The sequence below is a fragment of the Roseburia rectibacter genome, from assembly GCF_014287515.2.
Taxonomy (GTDB): Bacteria; Bacillota; Clostridia; order Lachnospirales; family Lachnospiraceae; genus Roseburia; species Roseburia rectibacter.
Window position 1 is genome coordinate 3,411,631 of record NZ_CP092473.1, and the last position, 12,715, is coordinate 3,424,345.

The window sequence follows — 12,715 nt, forward strand, 5'->3', positions numbered from 1 at the left end:
AAGGTTTCAATTATACAAAAAGCAGACCCTGTAAAGAAAAAAGTATATTTCTGCTATTACCGGTTAGCTAAAGGTATCTCTGGCATACTATCGTATGCAAAAGAAGGCGTCAGGCTATGGTTCCGGACAAAACGTCCGGCATATCGTCAACTCTGCCTTAAGCTGACCGCTTATCGTTCCATTCCGGAATATCCGGTTACGTTTTATGATATCAATCATTTCTTCATGTATGCTGCGTATTTCATCTGGGTTTATTCTGGAGAGAAGGTCGCGGACTGCATCAACTTTTGGAATCCTTCCACTGATACAGTTTTTCAGTCTTTTTGACATGCTTTCAGGGTCTGAAAAAATGGTATGGAAGCTCTCATACTGCAGCATCAGAAAAAGCAGTACCGGCATGACAATGTTGAACAATGGAATAGATTTTCTTTTGTCCGTTAAACACTTGATTTTTTGTGGGATTTTATATTGAAAATGGATATCCCCTGTTTTTCCTGAAATTCACAGGCAAAACCAGGGATTATATTTTTAAAAGCGAAATCTCTGTCTTTAAGCCAAGGATTACTTTCTGAGAAAGACCGAATATACTGTTTTTCTCAGATTCGCAGGCATCAGGATTACAATTCCACGGGCTATGACAGATGTCAGAAATTCCAGTAAATTAATGTATCCGCTATTTAACATGATTTTCCGAAACTCTGCCATATCTTTCAAGTATGAAACTCCTCCGCGCCTCGCATACATGCCATTACCGACTCTCATGTACACTAGCACTTCAGATAGATTATATCCCTTCATCCCGCCTGAGAGCATACGGAGCCATAGATAGTAATCCTCAAATCCATGAAAATCCATATAACTTCCAGCTTTTATAACATCACTTTTTTTAAACATCACTGCCGGATGATTGAAAGGATTCCTTTTTTTTGCATATACCGCTATCTTTTCTGATGATTCCGGAACATATCTGACAGTACCTGCCTGTGCTGTATCATCCATAAATTCCTGCACAGCTCCACTGATAATCGATACATTATTTTGGGCAAAAGCTTTTAACTGCCATTCACAACGCTCTGGAACACTGATATCATCGCTGTCCATTCGTGCAACCAGTTCATTTTTACAATAAACCAGTCCTTCTTTGAGTGCTTCTCCCAGTCCTCGGTTTTCAGGCAGTTGAACTATCTGAAAACATTCCGGATACTCCTGCTTTTTTTTTTGGAGTACCTGATTTAATTCATCCCCCAGCAATCCATCACATACAATCACGAAATCCTGCGGTGGTACTGTCTGGGAGAGCATGCTGTCAATGCTTTTTTGCAAATACTCAGCTTTTTCTTTTCTATATACAGACATTAAAACGGAATAATTCTGTTCTATCATTTATATCACCATACTTTTTCGTTTATAAACTATCCATGATCCGAAGCAGCTTCGTACCATAATCCGCATCTGCTGCCCAGCCTTTTCCATATGGATTCTGTGGAATCGCAAGCCACTCCACGTATCTGGCTGTTCCACGCGATACATACTGGAAACGCTTATCCACACATGCATTGTTTAATCCATCTGTACTTGCGTATGCTTTTAAGTGCTGTACCTGCGCACGGAGTCCGGTTCTTACATCTGCAAAAGTCTCACCTGCTGCACCGCCACCGACTGCACCGAGTCCTCCAAAGTTACACTGACTCGGCTGCACATCACCGCCGAATTTTAATCCTCCGGTCTCTAACATAACCTGCGCAAACAATACATCTGCTCTTACACCCTCGGCTTCTGCCTCTTCTTTTAAGATCTTAAAGAATGCCTCCGCAGAATCTGCTCCCTTATCACGGTAAGTATCTGCCGGGAAGGTATAACGTTTATTATAGTAAGATACCATCTGGTCGACTGTCACACTGCTTGTACCCATGATCTCATGCGCTGCAGCTTTTGCTTTTACCGCTGACCATGGTCCGTACATACGGATTCCGTTGCTTAAATCTTTGTATGCTCTTACTTTATAGTAATATGTCGTTCCCTGTACCAGATTACTGTGTGTAAAGGATGTTGCACCAGAAGTCTGTAATGTGGTATAAGTTCCTTTTTCGCTGACCGCACCGGCAAGTTCATAGCCACTTGCATTTGCAACACTGTTCCATGAGATATTTAATACATTATTATCTCCGAGTGTGATAGAAGAAATACTTCCCTGTTTTAAGACTGCAACCTCTGTTACCTTACTATAACTTCCTCTGCCTGCACTGCCTTTGATCTTATAAGTTGCTGCAATTTTATAGTAATACGTATTGCCGCTCTTTACGCCCTTATCCGTGTAAGTCAGTGTAGATCCGGATGAAATTGAAGCGATCTTTTCAAATCCACTGTTTGACTCGTCGCTCCGGTAAATATCATACCCCTGTGCTTTTGAAACTTTCTTCCAGCCAAGTGTGACCTGATTTTTGCTGTCACTTGTGATCTGGGAGAATACCACCTGTTTGATCGTCCATGCCTTCTGTGCTTTTGAGAAAGATGCCACACCGTTTTTAGCACTGTTGCTCTTATATGCACGAACCTGATAATAGTAAGTTTTTCCGGCTTCTAATGTTTTATCCTCATATTTTTTCGTATTTTTACCTTTGACCTGTCCGACCTTTTTATAACCACTGTCTTTTGACGTACTCCGGTAAATCTGATAACCGGATGCCCCATCCACAGCTTTCCATTCCAGTCTTACGGAAGTACTTCCGGTTGCCTTGACTGCCGTAATGGATGTAGTTTTCAAAGTCTTTGCCGACACAGCTGCCGAATTACCGCTGTATCCTTTTTTGCCATTTACCTTGTTGATCGTCTCTACCTTATAATAGTAGGTCTTTGCAGTTTTTAACTTTTTATCCTGATAGGTCGTATTATTTTTTCCTTTTAAAGTGGCAACCACTTTATAAGTACCATTCTTTGACGTACTGCGTTTGATCCGGTAGCCGTAGGCACCTCTCACTGCTCCCCAGTTTACTTCAATCTGATTACTTCCATTTGAAACAGCATACTTGATCTTCGCTTTTTTCGCTGTTCTTCCTTCCATGGACGCTGAATCACCGCTATAACAGATATTGTCTCCTGTCTTTACCATCGTTTCAACCGTGTAATAATAGGTCTTTCCTGCTTTTACACTGGTGTCTTTGTAGCTGGTCGTGTTTCCGGATTTAATCGTCTTAACAACTTTGTAAGTACCATCTTCATCGGTACTTCGTTTGATACGATAACCATAAGCTCCTGTGATCTTATTCCACTTGATCGTCAGTGTTTTTTCATTTGTGGAAACGATTGATGTGATCTTTGTACGTTTTGCAGTTTTTCCTGCCACCGCGTCTGATGCACCGCCGTATCCTTTTGTACCGCTGTTGACATTATATGCTTCGACCTTATAGTAATAGGTCTTTCCTGCTTTTACAGTATCATCTGTGTAGGATGTTGTCTTTTCTCCTGATACTGTATCTATTTCACTATAACCACTATCTTTCTTTGTGCTGCGGGAAATGATATATCCCTTTGCACCGCTTACCTTATTCCAGGAAATTTTTAATACTTCCTCATTTGAGGACGTGATGCCTGTAATTTTTGCTTTTGCAAGTGTCTTTGCTGATTTCGTGGAGGAATATGCACCGACACCCTGTTTACCATTATTTGTGTTATACGCCTGTATTTTATAAGTATATGTTTTGTTATTGGATTTCACAGTATCTGTGTATGTCAGAGTCTTTCCTGAAGTCACTTTACCGATCTGATTATACTTTCCATCCTCACTGTCTTTGCGATAAATGAGATATCCTTCTGCCTGTGAAACTTTTTTCCAGGTTAAAGCGACCTTCTTTCCGCTCTTTGCCTCGATTTTCGTAAAGTTTGTCTTTGCTAATGCCACACCAGAGATGGATTTGGAGTATTCTCCCGTAGTTCCGTCATTAAATACCGGACGAACCAAATAGTAATATCTTGTTCCCAATTCTACGGTATCATCGATAAAAGATGTCGCATCAGATACTTCATCAATCTTTTCATAATCATAGGCATCTTTAGTATCACGCCAGATCTCATAATAATCAACATTATCAAGTCCGCTCCATTTGATTTTCAGACTACCATCCGCTCTTGACTGCGTATAGGTACAGGTAACTGTCTGAGCACCTTTTGTCAGACCGAAATATTCTGCGATCGCAGTAGCATCTGCAACCCCGAGTGCCTTTAATTTTTCATCTGAACTTAAATATGTATAATAATCATTTGCATTGTCCAAAAAGGCATGCTCGATGATCAGTCCAGGAATGCCATTATTTTTACAACGGCGGATCAGTCCGTAATAGTCTGCCGCAGATCCATCCGGATATTTGTCATAAGAAGCATTCCGAATCTTTGTGCCACGATAATTTAATCCAAGTGCTGCCAATTTGTCACATATTTTCTTTGCAAGTGCCTGTCCGTTGCTTCCCACCTGCGCATTATAGTTGCTGTTCGGATAATAAACTTCCACACCTCTCGCTGTTCCGTTTGCAGTATTTAAATGGAAACTTACTAACACATTTGCTCCCACATTCTTTGCAAGGTTTGCACGGGCATCCAGACATGCAATATAATCTCCGCCGCCTGCCGGACAGCTTGCACTCTCTCTTGTCATATAAACAGTAATACCATTATAGGTAGATAATTCTTCTTTACAATATGTGGCGATCTTAAGTGTCAGATCCGCTTCCTGTACTCCAAAACCGGGTGCTCCTGCATGGGTGCCATCATGTCCCGGATCGAGTACGACTTTCACATTACTGTTCGCACCTTTTAAGTTATCTGCAACACTGGCGACAGCATCTGAGATTCCCTGCTCCAGCACATTTTCCACAGTGTTTTCGGAAATAACTTCTCCATCTGCGCTCATAGTAACAACATCAGCATCCACATCCGCATAGGCATCTTCATCATAAAGTACCTGATCCGGGTTCGTCTCTGCCTGTTCATTGACACCAAATCTTACATCCATGCCAAGGTCTGATAGCAGGATTTCCTGTTTTGTTTTCTCCTGTGTAAACTGCACGGAAGTGATCTGATACTCTCCTGCCTGTCCATTTTCTGAAAAATCCATGGTAAACCGGATCATATCCTCTTCTATTCCTGCAGTTTTTGTCTGATATGCTTTTCCGGTGGTCAGATTCTTATAATTTAAGACGATATCCGAAAGCTGCTCATCGCCTGTTCCAAGACTTAAGACCACATTCTGCGTTCCCGGTGTCTCAACGTACGGTGACTCTACCATCATGTAGTTAAGTTCTGCTGCCTGGACAGTCTCTGTCTCCGCAGTCTCCGTTTCGGTCGGCTCTTCTGTCTCTGTTTCAGTTGTTTCCGTTTCGGTTGACTCCTCTGTCTCCGTTTCAGCTGTCTCCGTCTCGGTGCTCTCTGTTTCCGTAGTTTCTGTTTCGATTGTTTCTGTCTCTGCCGGTTTCTCTGTTTCCGAAGTTTCTGTCTCTGCCGGTTTCTCTGTTTCCGAGGTTTCTGTCTCTGCCGGCTCTTCTGTCTCAATCGTCTCTGTTTCGATTGTTACCGTCTCGGTCGTTTCTTCTGTCTCTGTCATCTCCGTTCCGGTCAGTTCTTCTGCTGCATTCCCAGCGTTTTCTGTCTGGGCTGATTTCTCTGCCGGTGATGTTTTCTGCGTGCTTTCTGTCTGAACTGCACTGTCTTCTGCTGCACTTACATCTGCAGGCAGTGCTGTCATACTCACGCAGACTGCCATGATTACTGCTAAAATCCTTTTTTTCATTTTCCTTACCCTCTTGTATATTTTTTGACACTATTTAATGTGTAATGTACCATATAACGCAATGCATTTAGCCGGTTCTTTCCTATAAAACGGTAAACTTTCCACTGCATTTTAGCTGACTTGTATTTATTGCGCGACTTTCCGTCACTGCTCCACATAATCCCGTGCATTATAAACCGGCATAATAACAGATATCTGTACTTCGCTTGTCTGTTCCATCTCTATGATTCCTTTTTGATCGCTGTCGTCTGCTTTTCATCTACACCTTCTGTGTTTTCTTTCTGAAACATAATCTTAAATGTCATAAGCATTAATTTCACATCTAACCACGCTGAATATGTCTGTATATAAGTCAGATCCAGTTTTAATTTATCATATGGTGTTGTATTATATTTTCCATATACCTGTGCATACCCTGTCAATCCGGCTTTTACTTTCAGGCGGAACCTAAATTCCGGAACAATTTCTTCATATTTTTCAGCAATTTCCTGTCTTTCCGGTCTAGGACCAACAAAAGACATTTCTCCCTTTAAAATATTAAAAATCTGAGGAAGCTCGTCTAAATGCGTTCTTCGAATTATTTTTCCAACCGGTGTGATCCTGTCATCATCTTTTTTGGCAAGCTGTGCTCCCTGTTTTTCCGAATCTACTTTCATGCTGCGAAACTTGATAATCTGAAACGTCTCGCGGTCTCTCGTCAGACGCTCCTGCTTATAGAATACCGGTCCCCCATCATACAGTTTGATTGCAACTGCAATGACCAGTAAAAACGGCGATGAAATAACAATCGCGAGCAGTGCAAACACGATATCCATAGTCCTCTTTACAAATCTCTGCTCTATCGTAAGTCCCTGATTTCTTGACAACATAAGAGGTGTATCAAACAAATGGATTCGTTCCGTTCCATTTAAAATAATATCCGATATCTTCGGTGTAATATAGGTTCTTTTATTCTGATCATAACAGAACTTTAAAATTTTATTACGGATACTTGCCGGAAGATCACATAAAACTACCGCTTCATACTCTAATATTTTAGAATACAATGCCTCATATCCCATATAGGCGCTGGCAGTTGCACAAACATTGTACTTATCTTTTCTGGAATTAATCTTGGAAATCAGTTCTTCCGGAGAATGTTCCCCGTATATTACGATCATACGTCTTGGCGGATATAATCTGACATAAAAATATCTTACAACAAAAACGGTAGGCAGTGTCACTGCAATCTCAGCTGTCGTCAATAACAGAAGCGGTGATGCTGACATATAATCATTTGCAATCATACAAATCTGAAAATACTCGATAATATTTGCAAACAAAATTCCAAGGATCTGCGACAAACAAATATCTGTAATTCTAAGGTATCCGATCCGGTATCCGCCAAATGTACGGATAAAAAAGAACAATACCAATGCATACATTCCGATTACTGCCCAGTTTCCTCTATTCCAGAACTTATCCTCCAATTCCGGCACATACATTTTATACCATATAAATGCAAACATTGCTGTCTCAGCCACAAGCATTACAAAATTAGCAAATAAATTCAGCAAATGTTTATATCTTTCCCTTTTCCTCATGAAGTACCTCACATTCATACCTTTGCATAATCTATATTATTCTATCATAAAACCCAACCTTTGAATATATCTTACCAGAATTTTCATAAAATCTTAAAAATACCCCGGCAGGATGTATGATGATCATCCCACCGGGGTATCTCTTTTTACTTTTATTTCGCTTTGGTCTTTACGGAAACAACGGAAGAATAACTTCCATATACTTTCTTTCTATCCACTTTACGATATACACGGATCTTATAATAGTAAGTCGTTGATTTTTTCAGTTTTCCATCTTTATAAGATGTCGTACCGCCTTTGGATATAGTTTTTACTTTCTGGTATTTTCCATCTTTTCTGTTGCTGCGGTAAATCTCATAGCCATTTGCGCCTTTTACCTTTGACCAGGTCAGCTTTACGTTCTTTGCATTGGATGCTTTCGCTTTTAGTGTTGTCTTTGCCGGTACAGCTTTTGCAGATTTTACATTGGAAAATCCACTGGTCTGATTTCCATTCTGCGTCTTAACAACTACTTTGATCTTGTAATAGTATGTTTTTCCGGTTTTTACACTGCTATCCGTCCAGGAACTGGTTCCCACACTGTCGATGGTTTTTATATTCTGGTAATCTCCATCTTTTTTCGTGCTGCGGTAAATCTGATAGGAAGCTGCAGCCGGCACAACTTTCCATGAAACTTTCAGTTTATTGTATGCTGTCGATTTTACGGAAGTTACGCTTGTCTTTTTATTTCCAATCTTATTTACACAGAGGGTATATTCTTTATCTACAGCATTTTTTGCAAATGCCTGCACTTTCAGATAATAGGTTCCTCTGCTTAATTTGACTGCAGATGATTCTGTATAAGTACTTCCTGCATAAGAATAGATATGGTCATAATCCTGATAACCTCTCTTAGCATTTGCATTATAAAGTGTTACATACCAGCTTCTTCCCGCATCATTGATCTTTTCATGTGCCAGACTGAAATTGATATACTGTGCTTTTGTAAGTGTAAAACGATAATAGTCTTCGTCTGATGAATAGCCTGTGATCACACCCTTTACCGCTTTGCCTACCTGTATATTATCTGCGGATGCCCAGTCACCGTTATTCTCTGTCTCCCAGCCGGAAGCTGCTTTCTGTGTCAGGCAGATCGTGTAGTCTCCGGTATAAAGGGTCGAAGCCTGACTGACGCATACGTAATATTCCCCCGCATCCAGTCCTAATTTACAGGATGTATAAGAAGTCTCTGTCCCGGTATTCGTAAATTTATAAATTTCACTGTTATCCTTATTGTAAAGAACAACATTATAACAGCTTGCTGTACTCTGACTGTTTTTATGTCCAAACTTAATCTGCAGATAGCCTGCTTTTGACATTTTGATCTTATAGTAATCTTTGTCCGAGGAACTGCTTGTGCTTCCGTAATAAGTTTTTCCGTTCTTTACGGTATTTGCAGTGGCAGCAGAATCATTCGACTCCACTTCCCGGTCACTTGCTGTCTTTGCTTTGATACATACATCATAGTTTACAGGATAACTCGTTCCGCTCAATAATGTTCCCGTCGTATTTCCGGTTCCTGCGATCTTAATGTAATACTCACCTTTCGGCAGTCCAAGGTTCGGCGTGGAAATGCTTGTGTCCCCGCCACGGATCTTCGTAGTGTAGACTTCTGTATACTGGTCTTTATCCACTTTGCGGATCACGCTGAGCACAAACATGTTTGTTGTTTCCTGTCCGCTCACAACCGGATGCGTCAGTTTCACATTGATATAACCATTTGCAGAAAGTGATGTTTTAAAATAATCCACATCACTGTAGGTACGGATATCTCCGCTGTATGTTGTGCCGGAAACAGCCGTATTTGCTGTATCGTAAGTATCATTGCTCTCGTGCTCCCAGGTACTGCACGCCTTAAAGGTAGTTTTGATCACATAGTTTCCGCCGTAATATGCATTCTGACCTGCCACCTTAATATAATATTTACCTGCTGACAGTCCCAGTTTAATGGAATCCGTGGCTTCATCTTCCGCTTTACTGGTCATTTCGTAGATCGAATTGCCGGAAGTATCACAGACTGTAACTGCATAAATAGCCTTATTCTGCCATCCTGTAACTTTCGAATGCTGCAGATTGATCACGATATATCCGTCTTTTGTTGTCTGAAAACCATAATAATCAGAATCACTGACACCATACAGACTTCCGTAAACTGCCTTGCCTGATGTCATTGTGTCTGCTGTATTTATATCATCATTGCTCTCGCTCTCCCAGTTGTCTGCATTCGTCCAGGATACCTTCAGCTTGTACGTCTCTCCATTTGCTCCCTGAACTGTCAGTGAACCTGACGCATCCATATATTGGATTCCTGATACTTTCAGATAATAGGTTCCGGCGTCAAGTCCAAAATTAACCGACTCGGATTTCTCCTCATCTTTCTTACTTGTCATTGTATACAACGTATTTCCGGCAGCATCGCAGACTGCTACACTGTAAATATCTGTTGAAAGCCTGCCGCTCACTTTATCGTGCTGTAACTGAAATGAAAGATATCCTTTCGTGGTGGATGTGATCTTATAATAATCGGTATCCGATGCAGAGGAAATGCTTCCTGTTATCGTCTGACCTAATCTGTCATAATTATCTGCTGTGGCAATCGTATTATTTTGTTCTGTCTCACAATAGGTATCTTCATACTGTACGCTGAAGCTGTAAGCTGCAGACCCGACTGTAAGTACTCCGGTTCCGGTAATCTGTACATAATAGGTACCGGCATCAAGTCCTATTTTCGCCGTCTGGTTCTGTGTATCCTGCATTCCGCTTGTTACAGTGACTAACCCACCAACCTGATCGGCAATAAAATCAATCCTCCAGGCCGTACTGTTGCTTGCGCTCGATAAATTCGCATGTGCAAATTTCAGTTGTACCATACCGGCTTTGCTCATCGTAAATTTATACCAATGTGTAACAGATGTTCTGGATGTCGTTGCATTATAAGTTGTATTCAGTCCAATCGATGTTGCTGCCGCATAGGTACTTCCCGGAGTCACATTTCCATCTTTCTTTAGAATATCCTCACTTTCTTCTTTCTCCGTGTCTGCCGCTTCGTTATCCCCGATAAGTGCCTCTGTACTTTCTGTATCGTCAGTCATCTCTGAATCTTCTGTTGCCTGCGTACTCTCTGTATTTTCAGTCGTCTCAGGAATTTCTGTACTCTCCGTATCCGCCGGCATCTCAGAATTTTCTTCTGTTCCGGTATTTTCCGTTGTCTCAGAAATCTGATCTTCGCCACTATCTCCTGCTTCATTCCCCTCTGCGTTTTCAGAGTCTCCCATCGCCTCCGTGCTCTCTGTCACCTCAGGATTCTGTGTTAGTTCTGTAATCTCTGTTTCATTTTGTTCACCGGCTGCATATACCACCTGCTCTGCCGGAACTGCTGTCACGCAAAGGCTCAATGCCATAAGCCAAGCAGCGATCCTTTTTCCTGCCTGATGTCTTTTTTTCATATTATTCTCCATTCCTGCGCTGCTTTCAAGCGCATCTCAAGTTTGTGCGTACTATATTGGTTATACCAGTCGCATTTTTAATCTTTCAAATACACGACATAACTGTCTGTCTTTCCAAAACATGTATACCCTGCTTCCTCCATTTTAGGTTCATCATCATCCGAAATCCGTAGCACAATACAGTTACTGCCATAGCGCTCAGCAACATCAATCTGATGATCTACCGCCTGTGGAACCGCCACAATGGTTGCACAGGCCTCATAAAATTCTTTTTCTTCTTCGTCTTCAGAGACATCTTTTCCATCTATCATCTGTCTGATCAGATCTTCCCCATACAAAAGCTGCACCGACTCATTTAATTCACGGATCTGTGCACATACTTCCCTTGGCGCAATCATATTCGTAATTGCAGGATTTTCACTGCGCAGCAGGGTATCAAGTTCCACAATATCTTCTGAAACCTTATATGTATTCTGTAACAGTTGTATTTTTACCTCGCCAAAACAAAAATACATGCTGACAACTATAAGGCACACACACCCAGCTATACATAATACCTTTGTGAAAAAGTTTTTAACTGCTGAAGTCAGCTCTGTTACGAGAACTGCTATTACAACAGCCGGCATGAGCAGCATAAATATTTTCGCATAATCTTCCTGCATCCAGAAACTGCTTATATTATTGTAACCAAACGGATTTCCAAGAAGCAGAAAAAACAAAATTTCATATTTTACCAGCCGTCCGATACGCCAGTCAAGTCGTTCTTTCTCTGCTACAAGAAAAAGAACTGCAAAACCTGTCAGTGCCAGACTTATTCCATCTGTACCAAAATTTCGAAACTGCTCTCTGAGTGCTTCAAATGCTGCTTCCATTTTTCCACCTCATAATACCTGTCATAACTATAACTGCCACCCATGCAAATGTTATCATAAAAAATCCTTTTTCATACATCAGTTGTCCTGCCAGCGCCGATGCCACATAACAGATCAGTACCGGCACAGATGCATAATTTTTCAGACTGCGCAGCTCTTTTCCCTTTCCGAAAATCTGTAATATCGACCACGGCAGCAGAGCCAGGAAAAACAACGGTTCTCCATTCCATTCATTTTGAAAAACACTGAAATAAAATGCCTTGTCTGCTGCCAGCGGAATTGCATACAATACCCATATCATCGCAAGAAACATATATCTTTTCCCCGCTTTTTCCCCAGGGAATAAAAATCTTGCCCAGAGAACATAGACAGCATAATATATCGGAAACATAAAAAACGGTAGGATCATCCGGATGAATTTAGCCGGATTCAGGTTACATATTTTCAAACAGACTGCATAATATGCATCTAACGGAGATCCTGCCATCTGTGCTAACAATTCTTTTTCTACCGGCAGCATCGGTGCTTTTCCTGTCATCGGATTGATCTGATACAGCGTATCAAAAGTATACATAGTCAGCACGGATTCTACCGTATTATCTTTCTGGCTGACCGTCACTGCTCCCACACTAAATACAGTAAGTATGATCACAACCAGTATACCTGGTATCAGTTTTTTCACTTCCCTGATGATATCTGACAAGCGTATTTCTTTTCTTTTCCAAAAAATAAATGCCAGCGCCAAAATGATCACAAGTATCATAACTTTGCACCATATTTCTGTCAGCACGGACAAAGATAACTTTTGCATAATCACAATCCGTGCGATCAGATAAAACAGTCCAAATAATATTATGATTCCCTTCAGATAACACTGCAGAAAATCTATATTTTGGGCACCACTTTGTTTTTCCACCACAAATCCCACCGCTGTGGGGAAAATATACCAGATGCCTGTAAGTACAAGCAATTTAAAAACAATAAGCAATTTTCTGA

The 12,715-nt window shown here is 41.1% G+C and carries 7 protein-coding genes; all 7 read right to left on the minus strand.

Annotated features, from left to right (window positions below; genetic code table 11):
- Window positions 1-114: 114 nt before the first annotated feature.
- The 7 genes from H8S51_RS15590 to H8S51_RS15620 all read right to left on the minus strand — a co-directional run bounded on the left by H8S51_RS15590 (window position 115) and on the right by H8S51_RS15620 (window position 12,707).
- Window positions 115-330: a hypothetical protein gene (locus H8S51_RS15590; protein ID WP_118209391.1), complete on the minus strand. Its 216-nt coding sequence runs from the start codon at window positions 328-330 to the stop codon at window positions 115-117.
- A 231-nt stretch (window positions 331-561) separates the two neighbouring features.
- Window positions 562-1,383 carry a glycosyltransferase gene (locus tag H8S51_RS15595; protein ID WP_118209340.1) on the minus strand — a complete coding sequence of 274 codons (822 nt, stop codon included), beginning with the start codon at window positions 1,381-1,383 and terminating at the stop codon, window positions 562-564.
- A gap of 22 nt (window positions 1,384-1,405) precedes the next feature.
- A complete protein-coding gene (locus H8S51_RS15600; RefSeq protein ID WP_186899881.1) occupies window positions 1,406-5,779 on the minus strand; it encodes an N-acetylmuramoyl-L-alanine amidase in 4,374 nt (1,457 codons plus the stop codon).
- Between the two features lie 221 nt (window positions 5,780-6,000).
- Window positions 6,001-7,362 carry a sugar transferase gene (locus tag H8S51_RS15605; RefSeq protein ID WP_015559560.1) on the minus strand — a complete coding sequence of 454 codons (1,362 nt, stop codon included), beginning with the start codon at window positions 7,360-7,362 and terminating at the stop codon, window positions 6,001-6,003.
- 152 nt (window positions 7,363-7,514) lie between these two features.
- Complete coding sequence (locus H8S51_RS15610) at window positions 7,515-10,847, minus strand: fibronectin type III domain-containing protein (RefSeq protein ID WP_186899882.1); 3,333 nt, start codon at window positions 10,845-10,847, stop codon at window positions 7,515-7,517.
- Window positions 10,848-10,924: 77 nt separating this feature from the next.
- Window positions 10,925-11,719, minus strand: a complete 795-nt coding sequence (locus H8S51_RS15615; protein ID WP_186899883.1) for a hypothetical protein — start codon at window positions 11,717-11,719, stop codon at window positions 10,925-10,927.
- Window positions 11,703-12,707 carry a DUF6077 domain-containing protein gene (locus tag H8S51_RS15620; protein ID WP_186899884.1) on the minus strand — a complete coding sequence of 335 codons (1,005 nt, stop codon included), beginning with the start codon at window positions 12,705-12,707 and terminating at the stop codon, window positions 11,703-11,705. Before H8S51_RS15620 ends, H8S51_RS15615 begins: the two co-directional genes overlap by 17 nt.
- Window positions 12,708-12,715 lie beyond the last annotated feature (8 nt).